This window comes from Nitrososphaerales archaeon (assembly GCA_032906765.1).
Classification (GTDB): domain Archaea; phylum Thermoproteota; class Nitrososphaeria; order Nitrososphaerales; family Gagatemarchaeaceae; genus DASPPF01.
In genome coordinates, this window is the sequence record JAJTZB010000010.1 from 18,120 (window position 1) to 39,860 (window position 21,741).

Here is a 21,741-nt window from a genome sequence, read left to right on the forward strand (position 1 = left end):
TACTCTGCGTCGTAATTGATTTGGACAAATGAAGACCTTCAGGCTCGCATTGCTCGTTGTCTTGCTCGCAGCCTTCGCTCTTCAGGCCAATCTGGCCCGCGCCCAGACCTGCGCGTCGCAGACGGGGTACTACGTTGCTTCCCTCAGCGCGAATATCGACCCAGGTTCCGCAGACTTCCTGGCCTCTGTCGTGAGCAACGCGGAAGCTGCCTGCGCTGGGCACCTGGTCCTCGTACTTTCGACCAACGGCGGCGACGGGGGCAGCATGGAGTCGATGATCGGCTCGATATCGAGCTACCAGCAGTGGGGAGGGACGTTCACCACATTGGTGGCTCCGCAGGGAGCGTTCGCCTTCTCCGCCGGCTCGTACATAGCCGAGGCATCGACAAAGATCTACATGGTGCCTGGCACGACGATTGGTTCTGCTACCCCGATAGTCTCTGGCATTCCGACGGGCGAGGAGAACACGACGATGAGGAAGGACATCAACGCCTTCACTTCATACATGGAGACTCTGACGAGCAGCAACGGGAGGAACGCCACTGCTACCGGGCTGATGGTCAGCCAGGGCATGTCGTACCCCTACACAAGGGCACTCCAGCTCCACGTCATAGACGGCGTGATCAACTCCACAAGCCTCCAAGGCGCCCTCTCCCAGCTCGGTGTACCCGCATCAACGTCGATCGATACCCCTGGTCTGAGGCCGACCCTCATATCCGTGTTCAGCGACCCCAACGTCTCGAGCCTGCTCTTCCTGCTCGGTGTGTCGGCCGTGCTTATTGACATCTATCATCCGACGCTCGTCCTCTCCATAGCGGGCGTTGCTGTCATTGCCTTGGCCCTCTTCGGGCTAGGCGTCTTCGGCGCCCCTCCCGTGGCCATCCTGCTCATGATTATCGGTGCGGCCTTCATCTTCCTCGAGGTGAAGACTCAACATGGCATCAGTGCCCTGATCGGCGTCGTCATCTTCATTGTCGGGTTCCTCCTCATTTTCCAGCTGCCTCCCTCTTCCCCCTCGAACCCAGCTCTGCCGGGAGCGAACTTCTCGGGCATACCCAACATCACCTACGGCCTCTTGGCTGCCCTCGCGGGAGCGATAGTCATCGGGAGCATCTACTTGCGGAGAATCAGACAGGGGTTGATGGGGAGGCCCAAGACGCTAGACCTGGCAAACAAGATTGGGAAGGAAGGGGTCATGCAGTCTGACCTGAAGCCGCCGGGCAAAGGAGTGGCGCTCATCGAGTCGGAGCAGTGGAGTGTGTTATCCTCGCAGGGACTCGTGCGCGGCGACCAAGTAAGAGTTAAAGCGGTCAAAGGACTGGAGCTGGTTGTAGAGAAGTTGGGACAGTGAGCTTTCTCCAGACCGCAGCAATCCTGACAACGGGCGATATCATCAACTACGTGATAGAGGGAATCGTCGTCCTAATCGTCATAGGCTTCATTGGATACTCGATCAGGATAATCAAGGAGTACGAAAGAATCGTCATGTTCACACTTGGCAGGCTTGTCGGGGCGAAGGGGCCGGGCGTAGTCTTTGTCCTTCCTTTCATCAACAGGATCCAGAAGATTGACCTGAGGGAGCGCTTCCTAGAGGTGCCCCACCAGACGTGCATCACGAAGGATAACGCGCCGACTGACATCGACTTCCTCATCTACTACAAGGTGTTGGAAGCGACGCAGAGCGTCGTCCAAGTCCAGAACTTCGAAGGGGCTTCGATAGGTATAGCGACAACCACCCTCAGGGCTGTCGTCGGCGACATTCCCCTCGACGAGCTCCTCGCGAAGAGGGAGCAGATCAACTCCGTCCTGAGGACGAAGCTCGACGAGGTGACGGTGAGGTGGGGGATCAAGGTGACGAACGTGGAGATAAGAGAGATCAGGCCTCCGCAGGACGTGCAGGAGGCGATGGTGAAGCAGATGTCTGCTGAGAGGTCCAGGAGGGCGATGGTGACCGAGTCGGACGGCAAGCGCGAGTCGACCGTCCTGGTGGCAGAGGGCGACAAGAAGTCGACCATCCTAAGGGCAGAGGGAGACAGGCAGGCGGCGATACTGCGGGCGCAGGGTTACGCGGAGGCACTGAGCCTGATCTTCCAGTCTGCGAAGACGATCGATTCGAAGACGATGGTGCTGCAGTACCTCGACACCCTCAAGGCGCTCGGAGCGAGCCCATCCACGAAGTACATCTTCCCGATGGAGTTCACCAACCTGATCGCGCCACTGAGGGACTACGCCAAGGAATCTGACAAGAAGTAGGGATAAGCAGACGCTCGGGCGGGGGACGGCTCCCCAGGAAGCACCAATAACTGCAGCTTTTGTGCCTAGTCTTAAATCCTAACTTCGTAATGCGTTGATGCGGTCGGATTTTCATGTCAGGTCCTGAAGGTGAAACTCAAGCGAGAAGGAGGACTGTTGTCGTCCTCCAGGACGAGATGAGGAGGGTCCTCGACGCGAGCAGGGTCCTGCTTGACGAGTACAGTGCGCTCGCCAAGGGAGACAAGATGCAGGTTGGCGCTGCAATGGAGAAGGTGAAGAAGGCGGAGGAAGACGTGTCGACTCTCAGGACGGCTCTGATCCGGGAGCTCTCTCAGGTGGGCACGCTGCTCGTCAACAGGGAGGACATGCTGCGGGCCGCGTTCGCAGTGGAGGACATCTTCGGGCACGTCAATGGGATAGCGTTCAAGATGTCGCAACTCCCACGGGCGACGGCCAGCAACAAGAAGTACAGGGAGGCGATAACCTCCTTGCTCGGCCTGCTGATCGACGGTATCTCCAAGCTCAACGAGAGCGTTCGGGCGCTCTCAATCAACTCTGACCAGTCGATACAGATGACCTCGCAGGTTCAGCAGATCGAGGGTGCGATAGACACGAAGTACAGGGAGTCGGTGGCCATGGTGCTGAAGATGTCGAAGGGAGTCAAGGAGCTCCTGATGCTGAAGGAGCTCATAGAATCGATAGAGAACTGCGCGGACGCAATGCTCAGCGCTGCCGACGCGAGTACGATACTCGCGCTGGGACTCTAGCCGGCCGCAGAGACAAGGCTTTAACGCGACCCTAGTGGACTCGGACTCGAATGGCAAGGTCTGTGGGAAGGCTCTTCGAGAACAGGGTCGTCGTCTGGGACATGGAGGCGTCGAGGAGGCTCTTCAAGGACGGCTACTACGGCAAGCCGCTTGGCATCCCGAAGCCGAAGGACTTCGAGTTCGACGCGCCGCTGATACTCGACCTGATGGAGGCTTACTACCTCATGAAGAAGAAGGCGCTGGCAGTGAAGAGCGAGGAGGGGAAGGAGTTGACTGCCAAGGAGCTAAAGAAGGTCTGCGAAGACTCGTACACCGACTTCGCGGAGAAGTACATGGTCTACGTGAAGTTGAGAGAGGCCGGGTACGTGGTCGCGCCAGGGATAAAGTTCGGGTCAGACTTCGCAGTCTATGAGCACGGTCCCGGCATCGACCACGCGCCGTATATCGTGCAGGTGATGGCGCCCCACACGACAATCACAGCCACTGCCATGGTAAGGTCCGGCAGGCTCGCGACGACCGTGAGGAAGCAGTTCATCGTTGCCATCGCTGACAGGGAAAAAGGGAAGGTTGACTACCTCAGGTACGACTGGTGGCGTGCCTAACCTAGGTCAGAGTTCGAAACGGAACGGGTCGTAGTGTGCCTCGATAAGCCCGAGCTGCCTCTGCCTCTCTAGAATTCTCGTGATTGCCTTCCCGTGGATTCTATCGTGCCAGACGAACCTGCGAAGTACCTTCTTGAGTGTCCACGACTCCCCGTCCACGACGTGGACTTCGCCGCTGCCTTCCCGCTCGAACATTGCGTTGAGCTTCTCAAGGTACTCCTCGCGCGTCGTGGCGAAGTCATTCCCAAGTCGCTCGGGGCGCGCTCCCACTCTTGACATATAGTAGCTCTGCGTTCCCAGTACGTGAGCGAAGATCTCCCTCACTGTACACGGGTTCCCCCCGTAGAAGGTCCGTCTGACCCTTGACTGGTCTACCCAATCCTTGAACTTCGCCCTTTCGCACAGCGCTAGGAAGGTCGCGCCAGAGCGACGTATGAGTTCGACCAGAGTCGTGAACTCATCCTCGCTCAATCCCCCTGCATCTGCGTCTAGCAGAATCTCGTTGTCTGCATCCTCGACCGTCAAGGATGAACGGTGGAGTTGCACGCGCCTGCCTTCGTATCTCCCTGGCCTGGGCTCCGACCCCAGCCATCTCAGATAAGCGCGTACTTCAGAATCGACTTTCGCAAGCGCATCCAGTTCCGTCATTCCTCTTACGTACGCTCCTGGGAGCTGGACCAGGTACCCATGCCACCCCTTGCCGTTGGTTTCGAAGGCGACAGGGACCGTGGAACCCGGCTCGAAGGAGAGTCTTCCGGCGTCATGACCCTCCCCACGCCGCCTAGCCATTCGGGCAATCCCAAGCACTCCAATCGCATATAAGTGGCCTGCAATACGCGCGGGTCCGTTGGAAACGATAGCCGAAGACTCGTTCATCCTCGTCTACAGGGACAGGAGGCGCAGGTGGCTCATTCGGCCGAGGGACACGCCGAAGCTGCACACGCATCTCGGGATACTCGACGTGTCCGGGCTGGTCGGGAAGGAGTTCGGAGTCCGAACAACCACAACCCTCGGCGACGAGCTGCTAATCCTCAAGCCGACTATTGAGGACCTCATCATGAAGCTCTCACGTAAGACGCAGGTGATCTACCCCAAGGACCTAGGCCTGATGGTCGTCAAGCTCGGGGTGCACGCAGGTTCGAGGGTGGTCGAGACCGGGACAGGGAGCGGCGCGACGACCGCCCTACTGGCATACCTTGTCCAGCCAGGAGGCGCAGTCTACACGTACGACATCAATCCTGAGTTCCAAGAGAACGCCAAGAAGAACCTACAGAGGCTCGGGTTGGATGGGTTCGTCAACTTCAAGGTCGGGGACTCGCGCCAAGGCTTCGAGGAGACCGGGATGGACGCCGGCGTCCTCGACGTCGGCGACCCGTGGGAAGTCGTGACGAGCATGAAGAAGAGCCTGAAGCCGTCCGCACCGATGGCAGCCGTGACCCCCACAACCAACCAGGCAGAGAAGCTAGTGGAGAAGATGAAGGAAGAAGGCTTCGCAGCGATAGAGACTGTTGAGATACTGATGAGGCATCTGGAAGCGAGGGTTGGGATGACCAGGCCCTCCAACATCATGGTCGGCCACACGGCCTACCTCGTCTTCGGAAGGACAACGCGCTGAGCGCCAGTTCATAACAGTTTTAAGTCCACCACTGTCGCGGACGCCGTTTGATGAACGAAAGGTCCAGGTACGAGGACGTCTCTACACTCTTCTTCCTCGTTCCCTTCATAGCCAGCGGGGTCTACGGTCTCTACCTCTGGGTGGGCTCAGGGATCTCTCTCGTGCTCCCGAGCAATGTCTACCTGACGGTCACGAGGGACCCAACAGTCTTCGTTGTCGGGACGCTCGCGGTCTTCCTCGGTCTCATCCTCGAAGTGGCGGGGGTCGAGCCTTCGTCGAGGATGGCTAGGCTGCAGTCTGAGAGTGGGTTCCTTCAGAAGCTGGCTGCTGCGAGCTTTGTCCTGTCGCTCATCATGGCGCTGTACGCCAACGGCTTCACTGGCGTAACGGGCGCAGTCTCGGATTTCCTGGTGGGCAGGTTCTCGCTCGCCTTCCCAGTGATGCTCGTCATACTCAGCTACCTCGCGACCGCTCCATTCAAGCGGGGCGCGCTGACCAGAAGCAGGATTCTCGGGATCGTCTCAATGCTGCTCATTCCTCCAGTTCTGTACGAGGTAGGGAAGAGGAACACGCCAGCAGGCCTGGGGATCTCGCTAGTCCTCCTAATCGCTGGGCTCTACCTGTTCCTCAAAGCGGAGAGAAAGACGAAACAAGAGGCTCCCGCTTAATACCAGTCGCGTCCTGACCGTGGGCTGTTGGCGGGCTTCATCAGGTCCGACAAGGTTCAGGTCGGCGTCCTCCTCCTCACCTTCATGCCCTTCGTTGCCGTCGTGTTCTTCGGCTTTGAAAGCGGGAACGATGCCGTGGTCGCAACGGCGACCGGTTTGGCGATAGCCTCAGCGGGGTTCGCTCTCGCATGGGGAACCGAGTCGCTGCAGTTCGTCGTTTCCCAGGTCCTCGCGCTCGCCGTGCTCGCGATCGTCCAGGTGATGCCCGAGTACTCTGTCGAGGTGGTGCTTGCCTACAGGGGAGCGACCGACGCGACGATTCTGCACTACGCGACGGCTGCGATGACCGGGGCCAACAGGCTGCTCCTCGGACTAGGCTGGCCGGTCGTGTTCGTCCTGAGTTACTTTGCCTCAAAGAGGGCGGGCGTCAATCGAGATGCGCTGGAACTCGAAGGCCAGCAGAGCATGGCGATACTGTTCCTCGGGCTGGCGACCCTCTACTCATTCGTGATCGTCGCCAGAAGGAGTCTTGGGGTCGAGGATGCAGCGGTGCTTCTCGCAGTCTTCGCCGCCTACCTCTACATCGCGAAGAAGCTGCCGCCGCACGGGGAGGAGAGGCTAGGCGAGCTGGAAGGTCCTGCGCTCGCAGTTGCCTCCCTCTCGGGCGCCAGGAAGTTGCTTGCCACGGCCTTCTTCGTTGGAGTCGGCGGGGCTGTGATAGTGTTCGGGGCAGAGCCCTTCGTCGGGAGCTTCCTCGCTGTCGCCTCCTCGCTGAACGTGAACCAATACCTCCTCATCCAATGGCTTACCCCAGTCCTGACGGAGCTTCCAGAAGCAATCACGGTCTTCTACTGGGCGGCGAAGACTGGGAAGGGCGCAATGGCGCTGGCCAACCTGGTCTCTTCGAAGCTCAACCAGTGGACCGTGCTCCTCGCCACGATACCTGTCGTGTATGCCATTGCGCTCGGCGGATTCCATGGTATAGCTCTGACCCAGCTTCAGGTCGACGAGCTGCTCCTCACAGCTTCTCAGTCGCTCTTCGGCTTCGTCTGCCTAGTAGACCTGAAGCTCTCATGGAGGGAAGCGGCGCTGCTCTTCGCCCTCTTCGCGGTCCAGTTCGCGTTCCCACCTGTACGGTTCGAGGTCTCCGTCCTGTACATCGTCCTGTCGGCCGTGGAACTCTTCCTGAACAGGAGCAGGATGGTTGTCTTGGCCACGGTTTCATCGCTCGTCAAAGAGCACATTCATTAAGTCAGGAGGGCCAGCGTCGGGCTGCATGTCCGAACCCAACCCAGAGAGCGTGACCGCCAAGAAGGCTGACAACTTCGACGAATGGTACACCCAAGTGATGCTGAAGTCAGAGATGGCCGACTACAGCCCAGTCTCCGGCTGCATGGTCTTCCGACCGTCGGGGTACGCGGTCTGGGAGAACATTCAGAAGGCCACGGACGCAGAGTTCAAGAAGGCGGGAATCCAGAACTGCTACTTCCCGATCTTCATACCGGAGAGGCTGCTGAAGAAGGAGGCAGAGCACGTGGAGGGGTTCTCCCCGGAGGTCGCCTGGGTGACGGAGGCGGGCAAGTCAAAGCTGGACGAGAGGCTCGCAATAAGGCCGACTTCTGAGACGGTGATGTACGAGGTGATTTCCCGCTGGATAAGGTCCTGGCGCGACCTGCCACTGAGACTCAACCAGTGGAACAATGTCGTCCGTTGGGAGTTCAAGCATCCGACGCCGTTTCTCAGGACGAGGGAATTCCTCTGGAACGAGGGGCACACTGCCTTCGCGACGAAGGAGGAGGCGGACGCGGAGCGCGACCAGATACTGGGCATCTACAAGATGATAACAGAGGAGTTACTGGCCCTTCCCGGGTACGTCGGGAGGAAGACGGACAGCGAGAAGTTCGCGGGGGCTGAGGCGTCCTACAGCATCGAGCACCTGCTCCCTGACGGCAAAGCGATTCAGGGACCGGACTTCCACTCGGATGGGCAGAGGTTCGCGAAAGCATTCGAGATAGTATTCATCGACAAAGACGGGCAGAAACAGTACGCATACCAGAACACTTGGGCAATCACAACAAGGGAGATAGGCGTGATGCTCGCGGCGCACAGCGACGACAAGGGGGCTGTGATACCTCCGAGGTTGGCCGAAATCCAGGTAGTGATAGTGCCGATTGTGAACGACCAGAACAAGGAAAAAGTCCTCGTGGAGGCGAAGAAACTCGCAGAGCGCCTCTCTCAAAGGTTCAGGACAAGGTTAGACGACAGGGACCATCTGACACCTGGGAGGAAGTTCAATGAGTGGGAGCTGAAGGGGGTGCCGCTCAGGGTCGAGGTCGGACCGCGCGACATCGCCTCAGGCCAGGCAGTGCTCGTAAGGAGGGACACCGGTGCGAAGAGGCCCGCGAAGCTCTCCGCTCTCGAGGAGGAGGTAGCAAGGGACTTCGCGGAGATGCAGCGCAGCCTCCTCGAAAAGGCGAGGAACTTCCTCGCGAACAATACCCACATGACGAGCTCGTACGCTGAGCTGAAGCGGATAATCGAGACCAAAGGAGGAATAGTCAGGTCGCCTTGGTGCGGCTCCGCGGAGTGCGAGGCAAAGGTCAAGGAGGAGACTGGAGCGATAATCATCAACATGCCGGTAGACCAGCACCAGGTCAGAGCACAATGCGTAGTCTGCGGCAAGAACGCGCAGATTGTCGCCAATTTCGCAAAGTCGTACTAGGCGGAGCGCGCCGGGCCCCATTGAACCAGCGAAGGATTAGGACGGCGGGCGGGGGCCTCCTCACAGTCGTCGGGGCAGTCAACTGGGACATCAGCGTCTTCGAGGAGAGGTTCGCAAGGCCAGGCGAGGAGGTCCCTGTCAGGCAGGTGGAGGAGTTCTCCGGCGGAAAGGGGGCAAACGTGGCCGTGGCCTGCGCCAGAATCCTTGGCAGGGGCAGGGTGGCGTTCATAGGCGCCTTGGGTGACGACGACATCTCCGGGAGGCAGGTTTCGGCCCTGAAGGAAGAAGGGGTGATTACCGACGGACTGGTCTGGGTCAGGGGCTCACGTTCAGGGAGGGCATACATTCTGGTGGACGGCAATGGCAGGAAAACGATTCACACTCACTTCGGCGCGAACGAGAGAATCACCCCCCAGCACCTCGCAGGCGGGGGTGTAGCGGACGTGCTCTCAAGGACGACAATGTTGATTGTGATGGACCCGCCTGTCCCGACCGCTCTCGCTGCGGCAAGGGCAGCCAGGGGGAGGGGTGCCAAGATCCTCTACAGCCCAGGGGTCAGGACGAGGGAGGGGATACGCGCCCTCGAGAAGGTCGTGCAGCTTTCAGACTACACGGTCGTCGACACCCACGAGCTGAGGAACCTGTACCAGAGGAGGGACGAGGAAGTAGCACTCGAGAGGTTCAGAGAGTCGCATCCGAAGCTGACAATCGTGGCGACCCTTGGCGAGAGAGGCTGCATGGTGGCGAGGGACGAGATCACCAGCAACGTATCCGGAGTCGACCTGTCCCTGCTCGGGAAGAGAGCAGTCAACAGCACAGGTTCCGGCGACGCGTTCCTCGGAGTCTTCGCGAGCTACGTCCTGATGGGTACGAACGCCCTCGACGCGGTGAACTGGGCGAACCTGGCCGGGGCGCTGAAGGCGACGAAGTACGAAACTCGGGGCAGCCCGACGCGGGGCGAACTTGAGTCCTCGATGGCGAAACTTGAGCGGATCAGACGGTCGCGACTGGGCTTGCCTGAGAGTAGAGCCTCCTGGCCTGGTCGTCGACGCTAATCGGCAGGTCCACCTTCGCGAGAGCGATCATGTGCAGTGAGAGCGACGACGCCGCGATTCCGAAGCATGCGCTCCAAAGGAACTCGCGCGTCTTGAGGTACCAAGATACGATTGTGCCGCCGAGTATGTCGCCCGCCCCCGTGCTGTCGACGACTTTGACACTGGGTACGGGGACTGAGAAGATCCTGTTGCCATCCAGCACGTAGGCGGGCTCTGCCCCTCTAGTCACAACACCCTTCCTCAGCCCGAGCTCGGCCAGCTTCCTCAGCGCGTCCGTTGGAGCCTCCTTTCCAGTGACCGCCTCGGCCTCTCCCTGGTCCATCTTGATAGCGTCAACCCTTGACAGGATGTCGGCGTTCTTGAGCTTCGACATTGACACCTCGCCCTTCCCGTCGAACGCCCTCACGAATCCCTGAGGGTCGAGGAAGGTGAAGTCGGAGTGCTTCGCGATGTCCGAAAGGAGAGCGGCCGAGACCTCGTTCGCAACTGGGCTGACGAGAGATGCGTTGAACTGGGTGTCAGGGAGTTGGCTCGCCGAGATGTCCTCACACCTGTTCACCAGCGTGAGGGTCCGGCCTTCCCCCTTGGACTCGATCTTGAAGCTCGTTGTCTTCTGCGTGGCACTCCGGTCTATCGGTCTAAGCGAGATGCCATTCCTCGCAAGCCATGTGAACTGGTCGGGGGGGAAATCGTTTCCGATCTTGGTAAGAGCGAATGTGTCCAAGCCGAACCTGGAGCAAATCAGGCCCGCATACGACGGCGGCCCGCCGACGGATGTGATCGTGCGGACAGGCAAGTGGATTGTGTCGATGGTGACGAAACCCGCGACCAACGCGTTCAAGCGGGGTCAGGCTCTTGCATGGCTCCAGATTAACACTTCGCACATCTGTCATCGAAACCCTCGTCCACATCCCGTCGAGATTGAAGGAACCTCGGTGGCAATGGATTATATAGACATGGTTGATAGACCAAGCTTACGGATATGCGGATAGAAAATAGAAGAGGAATTAGTTCGACTATCAGTGCAGCAATTATCATCATCATCGTCGTCGTCGCAGGAGTGGGATACTATTACTACTACACAACGACCAGCGTACCGCCAGCCAAGACAAAGCTCACCATCGGCGTAGTCTATGACACTGGCGGAAAGGGTGACAAGTCGTTCAACGATATGGCCTACGCAGGCATATTGAACGCAAACAAGACCCTCGGCGTCAACTATATTGAGTTGGGCTCGACGAGCGCGAACGATTACGTACCCAACATAGAGACGCTCGTGGCCAAGCATGTCAACCTCGTCGTCGCCGTCGGATTCCTGATGGACCAGGCCATCGCCTCGGAGGCAGCGAAGTACCCGAATGTGTACTTCACGCAGGTCGATGGTGACATCTACAACATGACCAACGTGGTGGCAGTCAAGTTCCAGGAGAACGTGGGAAGCGCTCTAGTTGGCGCCCTGGCGGTAGCCATGACCAAGACTGACAAGATCGGGTTCATCGGAGGCATGGACATAGGCCTGATCCACAAGTTCTGGCACGGCTATCAATTCGGTGCCCAATGGGCTTCCACCTACCTGAACAAGCCAGTGGCGGTCCTCCCGGCCGCGTATACGGGCACAACGCCGGCTGCTTGGAACGCACCTGACATAGCGAAGTCCGAGGCTACAGCCATGTTCGCGCAGGGTGCTGACATCATCTACGCGGCTGCTGGCGCAAGCGGGACAGGGCTCTTCGACCAGACAGGAGCACTGAACCAGGCGACCAGCTGGAACTGGAACGTCAACACGCCTCCGCAATACATGGCGATAGGCGTTGACGCAGACCAGGACTACTACGGCACATACCAGTACTTCGTACAGCACAACACGAACGCCAGTCAATTCAAGGCGCCATCCTTCGTCCTTACATCAGAGATGAAGAGAGTGGACGTAGCCGTCTTCACAGTTGCCAAGAGCGTTGTGAACGACAACTTCAGTAACTTCTGGAACAACCCAACGCAGTGGGGAGCATCCTACTTCAATGGACAGACCCAGGCGTGCGGTAACACCGGGGATCAGCCGTGCCACGTGAGAGGAGTCTTCGTGATGGGACTGGCTCAACACGCGGTCGGCCCAAGCCAGATGACCTACACCAGCCAGTACATGACGCCTGACGCAAAGAGAGTACTCACCCAACTGACGAACGGCATCCTCAACGGAACAATCACGGTACCAGAGAACTACGCTCCATAGAGCTAGGTGAGTGCACACTCACCTAGCCTTCCCCTTTCTTGTGATTAATCTTGAGCGAAGCTATGGTCTCCATGAGGGAGATACGGAAGGAGTTCCCAGGGGTCGTCGCCGTGGACGGGGTAGATTTCACTACGGCGAAGGGCGAGGTGATGAGCCTCCTCGGTGAGAACGGAGCCGGCAAGAGCACGCTGATGAGCATCCTCTACGGCCTCTACAGACCTGACACAGGCAGGATAGAAATCGATGGCAAGCCAGCCAGAATCAGGAGCTCCCGGGACGCGATAAACCTTGGCATCGGGATGGTGAACCAAGCGTTCACGCTCGTTCCTAACTTGACAGTGAGGGAGAACATAATCCTGGGCTTTGAGCCCTCTTCGGGCGGGCTTCTCGACCAGAAGAAGGCGAAGGAGCAGGTGAACGAGCTGATAGAGAGGACGGGACTGGAGATAGACCAGGACGAGCTCATTGAGAACCTCCCGACGGGGTTCAAGCAAAGGGCGGAGATACTCAAGGCGCTCTTCAGAGGCGCGAAAGTGCTGATACTCGACGAGCCAACCTCTGTCCTGACACCCCTAGAGGTGGAGGAACTCTTCAAGTCGATTCGGAGACTGACTCAATCGGGAGCAACGGTGGTTTTCATAACCCACAAGCTGAAGGAGGTGATGGAGATCAGTAACAGAATCACCGTCATGAGGAGGGGTAAGGTCGTGGGCACGATAGACACGAAGGACGCTACGTACACGAAGCTCGCCATGATGATGGTGGGAAGGGAGGTGGAGAGGAAGTTCAGTTTCGCAGCGTACAAGCCAGGAAACGTGCTGCTAGAGGTCAAGAACCTTGTCTCAGGGGACAAACACAAACCGAGAGCAGTCAATGACTGTTCCTTTACTGTGAGGGAAGGAGAGATAGTCTGCATCGCCGGCGTCGAGGGCAATGGCCAGTCGGAGCTTGTGGAGACGATAGTGTCCCTGAGGAGACCCACCTCAGGCGAGGTACTCATCAAGGGATCGAGGTGCAACGAGTGTGGTACGCGAAAGATTCTGGACCTTTCCGTCGCCCATATCCCTGAGGATCGGGCGCTGAGGGGGCTGGTGATGGACTTCTCCGTGGCCGAGAACAGCGTGCTTGGGACCGTGGACAGGCCACAGTTCTCCTCCCGGGTGGGCGCGTTGTCAATGAGAAGGGTGAGAGAGTTCGCCAAGAAAGTGATGCAGCTGTTCAACGTGGTGGCCCCCAGCATCGAAACCCAAGCCAAGAACCTCTCGGGCGGCAACCAGCAGAGGCTCATCGTGGGGAGGGAGCTCTCCAGCGAGCCCCAGTTGCTAATCGCGCACCAACCCACAAGGGGACTGGACGTCGCAAGCACAGAGTACATACAGTCGCTCCTCGTGCAGGCAAGGAACAACGGCAAGGGGGTTCTCCTTGTGAGCGCTGACTTTGATGAGGTTCTGGACATGAGCGATAGGATACTGGTGATGTACGAGGGGAAGATAATAGGTGAATTACAAAGGGGCGCGACGATAGAAGAACTTGGGAAACTTCTTGGAGGGATAGTGGCTTAGCAGACAGTGTCCAGAAGTCTACCGAGCCTAGCGAGCTCACCAAGTTATTCCTGCGCGCCCTGCCGTCGATAATTGCACTTCTCCTGGGAGTGCTGGCAGGTGCGGTGCTCATTCTGATTTCAGGCTTCAGCCCTCTGACCGTCTTTGGCGTCATGATTCAAGGGGCGCTCGGCACGGAGGCAGGACAGTCATACGTGCTCACCTATGCCGCAACATTGATTCTCTCGGGTTTGGCGTTCATGATTCCTGGCAAGGCAGGTATCTGGAATGTCGGGGCGCAAGGGCAGATCTACCTTGGAGGAATCTTTGCAACCCTGGTGGCCCTCTTCGTTCCGATGCCTTTCGTACTCTGGCCGGTGGTAGCCTTCCTCTTTGGAGCACTCTTCGGTGCCATATGGGCCTTCATCCCCGGAGTCCTTGAGACCTACAGAAGAGCTTCGGCTATAGTCACGACGATACTGCTCAACTACGTCGCACAAGCCATGTCTTCGTACATCCTCTTCAACTACGTCGGAAGAATCCTCCCGCAGACGCTGGTCTCAAACCAGACACCGCTCTTCAGCAACCTTGTGACCCTCCCGAGAATACCGGGATTCTCCGCGTCAATAATGATATTCATTTCGATACTGACGGCAATCGCGGCGTGGTACTTCCTCAATCGGACGACCCTAGGGTACAAGATTCGGGCTGTCGGCTCCAGTCCAATGTCGGCCGAGGCGAAGGGGATAGACCCGAGGACGATGAGGATAATCGCGATGGCCATTGGCGGGTTAATCGCGGGGCTTGCTGGCGCCGGTGATATTCTCTCGAGGGGAAACTACGTGGACCAGTTCCCCGAAGGATACTTCGGAGGAGAAGGCTTCGCGGGAATAGCAGTTGCTCTTGTCGCTCTCAACAACCCAATCGCCGCCATTGCGGCTGCATTCTTCTTCGCAGTAATGGTGGCCGGTACGCCCTTCATGGGGGCTGAAGGGCTGCCGAGGGAGCTCGTGTGGGCGATTCAGGGCCTGATAATCCTCTTCACAGCCATGCCTTACCTCAGCCAGCTCATACTCAAGAGGACAGGGAGGAAGAGACTGTGGCCCTAGAGCAGCTTCTTCTTGTCGTGGTGGTTGTTGGCATGCAGCAGGCGGTGACAGTCGCACTCGCAGCTGAGGGTGAGCTAATCACAGAGAAGTCAGGGATAATCAACATAGGCATAGAGGGCACGATGCTGATCTCGGCATTTATGGGCGGTTTCGTCAACTGGTTCACGGAGGGGACGGTTGGCATCTACTCACCCCTGCTTGGTCTGCTGGGCGGTGCTGCCATTGGCATGGTGCTGAACTTCATCTTCGCATTCATAAGCACCAAGCTTCACGTGGACCAGGTGATTGCAGGCATAGGAATCAATGTCTTTGCTGGGGGGATAACAGTCTTGGGAGTGATAGGCACGGGCGTACTAGCAAAGAGCCCGACGGTCAACTCGACCCCCTTGGCGAACCAGATGCCTTCCCTCTTCTACATCCCAGGCCTGGCGTCGAGCGGGGGGATAAGCCCGCTTGAGATCCTGATGTTCATCTCACCCCTCTTGGCCTACTTCCTTCTATACAGGACGAGGTTCGGTCTGCACATACGTGCGGTGGGAGAGAACCCGAAGGCGGCAGAAGCCGCGGGACTCAACGTAGCAAGGACGAGAATACTGGCGACAGCGGTTGGAGGGGCCTTCCTTGGGATGTCGGGTGCCTACCTGTCGGTCGTCCTCTCCAACTACTTCGTCAGGGGCATGACGAGGGGCCTTGGGTTCATAGCGCTGTCCGCGGTCATTGCAGGCGCGTGGAGCCCGGTGTGGGTGCTGGGCGTCAGCATCCTCTTCGGCCTTAGCTGGGGCGTCTACGTCCAGTTCAACTCCGCTCTGGGACTGACCTTCCTCTTCGGTTCCCTTCCGTATCTTGTCACAGTGGTAGTGCTCTCCATCTCGTCCAGGAGGCTCAGGCCCCCCGCCGCACTGGGCCTGCCATATAGGAAGGAGTAGTGACATCGGGGATTGCGGCTCGAGAAAGCGAATGCAGGCTAAGAGGTCAATGCAGCCTTGACACGGGCTCTGGGTACAGCTCCCTCATGAGAAGCACGATTCCTTGCGGTGGGTACACACCCTGCTCTGTGATTATCAGGTCGATGTACTCCGGAGGGGTAACGTCGAAAGCAGGGTTCTTCACCTTGACTTTTTTGTTGGCATCCAGATATGACTTGGGGACAACCTCATATGGGCTCCTGTTCTCTATCTCGACGAGCTCCCCAAGCATTGTGGTCGGACTGAGCTTGTAGGTCTCTGCTGCGACGTAGAACCTGGCCCTCGCCTCGTGCGCGATGAGCGCTATCTGTGCGGTCCCTATCTTGTTGACGACGGCGCCGTTGGAGGCTATGGCATCGGCCCCCACCAGTGCTTTGTCCACCTTGCGCATGTAGACCCTGGCCGCGGAGTCGGGTATCAGGGAGACGTCCAGGCCCTTCCTGGCCAGTACAGATGCTGTAATCCTTCCCTGGTACCTCGGCCGTGTCTCCGTGACAAGGACCCCGAATCTCTTCCCGTCGTTGTGCGCGGAGCTGAGAATAGCTGTGACTGCTTCGCTGTTGCAGTGTGTCATTATGGTGTCGCCGTTGACTATCCTCTTTGCGCCGATGCTACCAATGGCCTGGACTGCCCCGAGGCTGGAAGCCATGAAGTTGTCACACGCCTCGTCTATGCCCGCGATTAGAGAACCCAGAGAGACCTCCTTCTCTCTGTTGCGACTTGCAACCGAAAGGACATGGTTTATCGCGTTGGGGAGTGACACCGCGGTTGGCCTTGCTTCCTTTAACCTAGCGCCAGCAGCGAGAAGGCCTTGGTAGAGCTCATCCGCGGAGGAGAACCTCCCGCCGTCGCAATACTGCTTCAAAGCCGAGACGGCTTCCCTCGCTATGCGACCTGCTCCCCTGACTCTCATGCTCTTGATGAGGGAGTAGGTTGACTCGACGGCGTTCCCACTCATTTGCGTGGGGAAGCGCAGGCCATCTCAAATCTCTTTCTGATTCAGAGTAGTCCGGGATGTCACCCGAGGCTTCTGGCTATCAATGGGGCCACGCTCACGACAGCGCTGTCATTGGGGACGGTATCGGTTGTCACCACGTGATCGATGCCTGATGCTATCATTCGTTCGTATGCTCCAGGCGCGAACAGTCCGTGCGTCACCAGGGCGATGACCCGTCTCGCCCCGGTCTTCTTCAGGATGGTTGCGATGCCAGCCAGTGTGCCTCCGGTACTTACGATGTCATCGACAAGCAGGACGTCCCGTCCATCCGCGGAAGGGCCTTCGAAGTCCATCTTCACAGACGCATCCCCAAGCCTGACTTTCGTTGCTGTGGCACTCTCTGCTCCCAGAGCCGAAGCAACCTTCGAAGCCCACTGCGAGCCCTCTACGTCAGGAGCAACCACGAGAGGGTCGACAAGGCTGAAGTTGCTCGAGGCGTAGGATGCCAAGTCTTTCATGGCAGACAGGCTTACGGCGGGAGTGGTGAAGAGCTGTCCCAGGTCATGCGTCCTGTGCAGGTGCGGGTCTACGACGAACAGCTTCGAGGTTCCGCTGGAGTCAATCAATCTTGCGAAGACACGCGATGATAGCGCCTCACCCTGCTTGAATCTTTCATCCTGCCTCAGGTACGCGAGGTAGGGGAAGACACCCGTGATGCTCGCAGCTCCAGCTCCGTGGGCAGCATCTGCTAGCATGACAAACTCCATTAGAAGTCCGTCTGGATCCCTGTAAGTGGATTGGATTATCGAGACGACCTCGCCTTTGCAGTTCCGTGTCAGGTCGAGGTACCTCTCTCCGTCTGGGAACTTCCTCTCTTCAAATTCAACAAGATCGGAGTTCTTCAGAGCAGCAACATCCCTTCCCAGCTTGGATGCGCCGCTGCCTGCAATGATTAGCATGACCGTTCTTCTCCCTAACGAGGGGACTGTTACAGACTTGGTATCCCGTCGTACCTAATATCATTTGCTTCTTGAGGCAGTAGCTTCATCGTCTCGGGAACCGATTCTCCTTCGAGACAGGGCAGACTGTAGCAGACTAACGGTACGTCAGGGATCCCCATTTCCTTAGGGCGGCAGCGAGTTCGGGACTCTTCTTGGCGTAGTCGTTGATGTCGTGCCCTTCCATGTAGCAATCTATAGCGTCTCTGAGCGCCTTGGCGCCGGCGCGCCCGCCGTCCGGATGTCCCCATATCCCCCCACCCATCTGCACAACCAAGTCCGTGCCAAGCATGTCCAGCAGAGGACGGAGAAGACCGACGTGAAGCCCTCCCGAACTCACGGGCAAGACAGGCTTCTTCCCGTACCAGCTCTGTTCCAGCGTCCAGCCCACTCCTTGGCTGCTGCCCTTTGTCAGTTTCTCTTGCAGTCCGAGTACCTCCTCCTTGGATGCCTCGAGCTTGCCTATCACCGTCCCGATGTGGAGCTGGTCCACCCCTATCAGCCTCGCTGTCTCAGCCAGAACTGCCATCGACATGCCGTGCGTGGGATTCCGTGTGAACGCGGCGTGGAATGCCCTGTGTGCGTGGATTGCAAGACCCAGGTCAGCGCACACGTCTCGCAGAGTTTCCAACGCAGCCCAGCCTGCAGTGCAAATGTCCACCATGACATACTCTCCGCCCAGCTGGTGGACAAGTCTCGCGCGCCTTTCCATCTCCCTTGTTTCTGCGGTGATGTTGATCAGGTAGCTCTTCCCCTCTCCGGTTTCCTTCTCGGCCCTGTCTCTGTACGAGAATGTGAGCCGAGCGCGCTTCTCGAACGAGTTGAAGCTTTGGCTGGTCAAGTTCTCGTCATCCTTCAGGAGGTCCAAACCTCCGCTCCACGCTTCGTAGGCGTGACGGGCATGCTCGACGTAGGTGAGGCCCAGCTTCGGCTTCGGCACGGACGCTGTGAGCGGTCTCTTCGGTACCCTCATGAACTTCCTAATGCCAGATATGCCGAACTGGGGTCCTCGAAAGCTACGGACAATCTCTCTGGGCCATATTACGTCCACCAGCCTCAGTTCCTTGACCGCCTTCATTCCGAAGACGTTTCCGGCGATGGAACTGAGAATCTGCGGCATGTTGGCCCCTTCGAAGAGTCCAGGAGGGTAGTAGACTCGCACCATGAAGCCGGAGATGTCGTAGGCTTTCGCCATCAGTCGCCTAACCCTTGGTGTGAGCGTGGTCAGCGTGGTCCAGGTCCCGACGCTGCTCTCCGACGCCACCCTGCCGGCTGCGTCCTCCACTGTGAAGCCTCGGGCGGGGGTGATTCTGAACAAGGCAATCAGGTCTCCTCCCTTGGGATTGCTCTTGACATCCACGAAGTCGTGATACCATTCTACTTCGCGGTCGGAGGCTTGGGCGCGGGCTCTCTTCTGGGCCATCAGGGTTCCAAGCGTGTGCAAGCATATAGTCATTTTCTCGTAGCCGCAGCCGCTTCTGATGGCATGTGCCGACTGGCTGCTCGGCGACGCATCCCGAGGAAGGTCTGCCAGATGCGGCAGGTGGGTGCGACGACTAGGACCCAGAGTGCTCTGGCCGGTACTCCCCAGATAGCCAGCGACGAGTTGCCTGAACCACGGCGACCTAGCAGTCTTTTTAAAGAGGCCTCGGAGCGAAGTCCTAGCTTATTTTTGTCCAAGAAGAGAAAGAGTCGCGGCCGTTCCAAGGGAGGCAAGGGGAGGAGCGGCACCATCTACTGCAGCAACTGCGGAGCCTCGGTGCCTAGGGACAAGGCAAAGAAGGTCACAACAAGACTCTCTATGGTCGAACCGACCCTCGCGAGGGAGCTCAGGCAGGCCGGAGCTTACATTGCAGCACCCACGACAGTTCGCTATTACTGCGTGAGTTGCGCGGTTCATTATGGAATCGTGAAGGTCAGGGCAAAAACTGAGCGACGAAACTGGTAATCTTGGGCCAGAGCTACCCTAGAAAGCCAATCCCAGCCGGATGAGGTTCGTGAATAGAAGCCAATCTTAGTTTCAGCCAAGTCCACCGAAAAGAGTGCCCGCAAGCATTCCAGCTTTATCACCGACCAGCGAACCCGGCATGCCAATTTGTGCCCGGGTAGTCGCCACGTCGAACATCTCCTCGTCGAGAGATATGCTGAGGCAATCAAGGTCACCGTCTTTCCAAGCGGAGAAAGAAGAATTAGGAGAGATCCCTCGAGAGAGACCGTCCAAGCGGCGTTCAATGAATTAGGAACTCATATCGCAGTCGCGTCCGCCTTCGGCGTGAGTCGAGCGGTCGTGAAGCGATGGCTCAGAGATTACTCCTTGACTGTCACGTCGCGACCCGAGGTAGGGCTGTCGAATTACATCAGAAGACGCCTAGCCTCTGAGGATGACAGGACGAAGGTTGCGCAGTGGGTCATGGACGAGGGCTCGATTTCTGTTGCGTTCTTCAAGAGGACCGACCTTACATCATTGGTGGTCTGCGGCAGCATGAACGATTTCGACGTTCTCTCAGAAATCTCCAACATCCTTGCGGCGCCCATCACTACCTCATGAGGCCCCAGGCCGACCGTGCTGCCGATGGGGGCTGTCAAGGTCCATGCAGCAAAAGCGTACGCTCTGCTTGAGGTACTTGGAAACCGTCTCAGCGGTCTAAAAGCCATGGAGGCTAAGGCAGCTCTGAACTTCTTCCCACGCTCCGGGAGCGTAAGGGGGAGGCACACTACTGATGAGTTCCTAGTTCCTGTATGGAGGGAGTACGCTCACGAGGCGTTGAAAGCGTGGAACTCGAAGCGGAGGGTCAAGCTGGGAGAAACTCAGATTGGTGAATGGGCCGCAAGCTGGCTTGAGGGAAGAATCAAGAGGGCGCGGAGGTTTATTGACCGCGCTGATGCTCAACAGTAGACGTCCTCGACTGATTACTGCATCAGCTGCAGCGTCCACTACGGGATAGTCAAGGTAAGAGCGAAGAGCGAAAGGAAAGGCTGGTAGCCGCGCTCCAGGCGGAACCTTCTGACCCTTCGTGAAACCTGCCTTCGGCTACATTTGCCTGCTCACCATCCAGACGGACCCGATTGCGGTCATGAATTGTGGGGCAGGAGGACGCAACGTTATTGAACTCTGAGAGGGTTGGCGAGACGCATGGCTTATGAACGCCTCAGGGAGTCGCTGACGCGCGGCAACCTTTGGCTCTACATTCTCACGACACTCGAGGGATCTGACGCTTCTCCGGGAGAGGTCAGGGAGAGAGTGAGGGAAAGGTTTGGGTTCTCTGCTGCCGGGATAACGTTCTACTCGGTTCTTTACAGGCTGAGAAGAGAGGGTCTCGTGAGGAAGGCATCCGGTGAGTTCCGCTCGACGTACGAGATCACGGGAAAGGGAAGGGAGGAACTCGAGCGGGCAAGGAGGCTAATCAAGGAGGTTGGAGGATGGATGGAACGGCCTGCGAGAGGGACCTAGAGGCCCTGTAGGTCCTTTCGAGGAATGTGTACCCCGCCATCAGAAGGACGATGAAGACTCCTAGGTCGACGAGACCCAAGAGGGAGAAGACTGCCAATACGATGAGTCTCTCGCTCCGCTCACCCACGCCGACTCCAGACAGGCTGATGCCAAGCGAATCTCCCTTGGCCCTCGTGTAGCTGACGAGGAGGCTGAAGGATAGGCTGAGGAGGACCACTGTGGATCCTGTGTAGTTCCCGACAAGGATTCCCGTGAAGATCGCGACCTCGGCAAGCCTGTCTAATGTCGAGTCGAGGAAGCCGCCCCTCTTCGAGACCGCGTTCGTCACCCTAGCCACGGCGCCGTCCACGATGTCGAAGAAGCCTGAACCGAGGATGAGGAGTCCCCCGAGCAACTCTCCCTTGTATCCTGAGAGCGAAAAGGAAGCGCCCGAGAGTACAGCGACTAGGAAACCCACGGCTGTCCACGCCGTAGGGGACAGCCCGAACGCGGTGAAGGCTCTGCCCAGACCGAGCAGGTAGCCGTTCAGGCGGGCGCGGAGCCTGTCCAGCATGTGCGGGCGAGCCTTCGAGTCAACATTATAAATACTGAGACGAGTTTGCACCCCACCTTGGGCAAAGTGGACAAGGGCGTCACGTGCAACGCGAGCGGTTGCGCCAACAAAGCCGTGCGCTCACTTAGCAGGGAACAGATGTCGGGAAGCGGGCTGAACGTGGGCGGGGAGGGAAGGCGCGTCTACCTCTGCCACGAACACTACAAGGTCTGGAAGAAGGCTACGAAGAAGTCGAAGTCGCTGGAACGAGCCAGGTGGTAAGGAGGGCGGATAGA

At 58.2% G+C, this 21,741-nt stretch carries 24 protein-coding genes; 18 read left to right on the top strand and 6 right to left on the bottom strand.

What is annotated here, in order from left to right; translation table 11 throughout:
* Positions 1-28: 28 nt before the first annotated feature.
* The 4 genes from LYZ69_09160 to endA all read left to right on the top strand — a co-directional run bounded on the left by LYZ69_09160 (position 29) and on the right by endA (position 3,622).
* On the top strand, positions 29-1,351 hold the full coding sequence (locus LYZ69_09160; protein MDV3278612.1) for a hypothetical protein: 1,323 nt from the start codon (positions 29-31) through the stop codon (positions 1,349-1,351).
* Complete coding sequence (locus LYZ69_09165; GenBank protein ID MDV3278613.1) at positions 1,348-2,253, top strand: hypothetical protein; 906 nt, start codon at positions 1,348-1,350, stop codon at positions 2,251-2,253. Before LYZ69_09160 ends, LYZ69_09165 begins: the two co-directional genes overlap by 4 nt.
* A 113-nt stretch (positions 2,254-2,366) precedes the next feature.
* On the top strand, positions 2,367-3,020 hold the full coding sequence (locus LYZ69_09170; GenBank protein MDV3278614.1) for a DUF47 family protein: 654 nt from the start codon (positions 2,367-2,369) through the stop codon (positions 3,018-3,020).
* Between the two features lie 50 nt (positions 3,021-3,070).
* The gene (gene endA / locus LYZ69_09175; protein ID MDV3278615.1) at positions 3,071-3,622 is read left to right on the top strand and encodes a tRNA-intron lyase; all 552 of its coding nucleotides are present in this window, start codon (positions 3,071-3,073) and stop codon (positions 3,620-3,622) included.
* A 6-nt stretch (positions 3,623-3,628) separates the two neighbouring features.
* On the opposite strand, the gene LYZ69_09180 is transcribed toward endA, so the two are convergent.
* Positions 3,629-4,411 carry a hypothetical protein gene (locus LYZ69_09180; GenBank protein MDV3278616.1) on the bottom strand — a complete coding sequence of 261 codons (783 nt, stop codon included), beginning with the start codon at positions 4,409-4,411 and terminating at the stop codon, positions 3,629-3,631.
* A gap of 58 nt (positions 4,412-4,469) precedes the next feature.
* Here LYZ69_09180 and LYZ69_09185 point away from each other — a divergent pair, with 58 nt between their 5' ends.
* The 5 genes from LYZ69_09185 to LYZ69_09205 are packed head-to-tail and all read left to right on the top strand — an operon-like array spanning position 4,470 to position 9,682.
* The gene (locus tag LYZ69_09185) at positions 4,470-5,237 is read left to right on the top strand and encodes a tRNA (adenine-N1)-methyltransferase (GenBank protein MDV3278617.1); all 768 of its coding nucleotides are present in this window, start codon (positions 4,470-4,472) and stop codon (positions 5,235-5,237) included.
* Positions 5,238-5,287: 50 nt separating this feature from the next.
* The gene (locus tag LYZ69_09190) at positions 5,288-5,905 is read left to right on the top strand and encodes a hypothetical protein (protein ID MDV3278618.1); all 618 of its coding nucleotides are present in this window, start codon (positions 5,288-5,290) and stop codon (positions 5,903-5,905) included.
* Between the two features lie 27 nt (positions 5,906-5,932).
* Complete coding sequence (locus LYZ69_09195; GenBank protein ID MDV3278619.1) at positions 5,933-7,156, top strand: hypothetical protein; 1,224 nt, start codon at positions 5,933-5,935, stop codon at positions 7,154-7,156.
* Between the two features lie 25 nt (positions 7,157-7,181).
* Positions 7,182-8,627 carry a proline--tRNA ligase gene (gene proS / locus LYZ69_09200; GenBank protein ID MDV3278620.1) on the top strand — a complete coding sequence of 482 codons (1,446 nt, stop codon included), beginning with the start codon at positions 7,182-7,184 and terminating at the stop codon, positions 8,625-8,627.
* A gap of 20 nt (positions 8,628-8,647) precedes the next feature.
* Positions 8,648-9,682: a PfkB family carbohydrate kinase gene (locus LYZ69_09205; protein MDV3278621.1), complete on the top strand. Its 1,035-nt coding sequence runs from the start codon at positions 8,648-8,650 to the stop codon at positions 9,680-9,682.
* On the opposite strand, the gene LYZ69_09210 is transcribed toward LYZ69_09205, so the two are convergent.
* Entirely contained in the window at positions 9,621-10,523 is a 903-nt protein-coding gene (locus LYZ69_09210) for a PfkB family carbohydrate kinase (GenBank protein MDV3278622.1), read from the bottom strand. The two genes, LYZ69_09205 and LYZ69_09210, sit on opposite strands and share 62 nt — an antisense overlap.
* Before the next feature lie 141 nt (positions 10,524-10,664).
* Here LYZ69_09210 and LYZ69_09215 point away from each other — a divergent pair, with 141 nt between their 5' ends.
* The 4 genes from LYZ69_09215 to LYZ69_09230 all read left to right on the top strand — a co-directional run bounded on the left by LYZ69_09215 (position 10,665) and on the right by LYZ69_09230 (position 15,488).
* Positions 10,665-11,912: a BMP family ABC transporter substrate-binding protein gene (locus LYZ69_09215; protein ID MDV3278623.1), complete on the top strand. Its 1,248-nt coding sequence runs from the start codon at positions 10,665-10,667 to the stop codon at positions 11,910-11,912.
* Positions 11,913-11,962: 50 nt separating this feature from the next.
* Positions 11,963-13,474, top strand: a complete 1,512-nt coding sequence (locus tag LYZ69_09220) for an ABC transporter ATP-binding protein (GenBank protein ID MDV3278624.1) — start codon at positions 11,963-11,965, stop codon at positions 13,472-13,474.
* 104 nt (positions 13,475-13,578) lie between these two features.
* Positions 13,579-14,562 carry an ABC transporter permease gene (locus LYZ69_09225; protein MDV3278625.1) on the top strand — a complete coding sequence of 328 codons (984 nt, stop codon included), beginning with the start codon at positions 13,579-13,581 and terminating at the stop codon, positions 14,560-14,562.
* A complete protein-coding gene (locus LYZ69_09230) occupies positions 14,553-15,488 on the top strand; it encodes an ABC transporter permease (protein ID MDV3278626.1) in 936 nt (311 codons plus the stop codon). The genes LYZ69_09225 and LYZ69_09230 overlap by 10 nt, the downstream gene beginning before the upstream one ends.
* Positions 15,489-15,534: 46 nt before the next feature.
* On the opposite strand, the gene LYZ69_09235 is transcribed toward LYZ69_09230, so the two are convergent.
* The 3 genes from LYZ69_09235 to rbcL form a co-directional block, all read right to left on the bottom strand.
* Positions 15,535-16,485 (bottom strand): ribose 1,5-bisphosphate isomerase, encoded by a 951-nt coding sequence (locus tag LYZ69_09235; protein ID MDV3278627.1) that lies wholly within the window; start codon positions 16,483-16,485, stop codon positions 15,535-15,537.
* Between the two features lie 59 nt (positions 16,486-16,544).
* Positions 16,545-17,423 carry a ribose-phosphate diphosphokinase gene (gene prs, locus LYZ69_09240; GenBank protein ID MDV3278628.1) on the bottom strand — a complete coding sequence of 293 codons (879 nt, stop codon included), beginning with the start codon at positions 17,421-17,423 and terminating at the stop codon, positions 16,545-16,547.
* Between the two features lie 136 nt (positions 17,424-17,559).
* On the bottom strand, positions 17,560-18,885 hold the full coding sequence (gene rbcL / locus LYZ69_09245) for a type III ribulose-bisphosphate carboxylase (GenBank protein MDV3278629.1): 1,326 nt from the start codon (positions 18,883-18,885) through the stop codon (positions 17,560-17,562).
* A 249-nt stretch (positions 18,886-19,134) separates the two neighbouring features.
* On the opposite strand from rbcL, the gene LYZ69_09250 reads away from it, so the two are divergent.
* The 4 genes from LYZ69_09250 to LYZ69_09265 all read left to right on the top strand — a co-directional run bounded on the left by LYZ69_09250 (position 19,135) and on the right by LYZ69_09265 (position 20,913).
* On the top strand, positions 19,135-19,410 hold the full coding sequence (locus LYZ69_09250) for a 30S ribosomal protein S26e (protein MDV3278630.1): 276 nt from the start codon (positions 19,135-19,137) through the stop codon (positions 19,408-19,410).
* Between the two features lie 324 nt (positions 19,411-19,734).
* Positions 19,735-20,010: a hypothetical protein gene (locus tag LYZ69_09255; GenBank protein ID MDV3278631.1), complete on the top strand. Its 276-nt coding sequence runs from the start codon at positions 19,735-19,737 to the stop codon at positions 20,008-20,010.
* A 24-nt stretch (positions 20,011-20,034) separates the two neighbouring features.
* Positions 20,035-20,358, top strand: coding sequence for a hypothetical protein (locus LYZ69_09260; GenBank protein ID MDV3278632.1), 324 nt, complete (start codon positions 20,035-20,037; stop codon positions 20,356-20,358).
* Between the two features lie 237 nt (positions 20,359-20,595).
* Positions 20,596-20,913 carry a PadR family transcriptional regulator gene (locus tag LYZ69_09265; protein ID MDV3278633.1) on the top strand — a complete coding sequence of 106 codons (318 nt, stop codon included), beginning with the start codon at positions 20,596-20,598 and terminating at the stop codon, positions 20,911-20,913.
* Here the strand turns inward: LYZ69_09265 and LYZ69_09270 are convergent.
* A complete protein-coding gene (locus LYZ69_09270) occupies positions 20,867-21,466 on the bottom strand; it encodes a CDP-alcohol phosphatidyltransferase family protein (GenBank protein ID MDV3278634.1) in 600 nt (199 codons plus the stop codon). The genes LYZ69_09265 and LYZ69_09270 overlap by 47 nt on opposite strands.
* 66 nt (positions 21,467-21,532) lie before the next feature.
* Between LYZ69_09270 and LYZ69_09275 the strand changes: the two genes are divergently transcribed.
* Positions 21,533-21,727, top strand: a complete 195-nt coding sequence (locus tag LYZ69_09275) for a hypothetical protein (GenBank protein MDV3278635.1) — start codon at positions 21,533-21,535, stop codon at positions 21,725-21,727.
* Positions 21,728-21,741 lie beyond the last annotated feature (14 nt).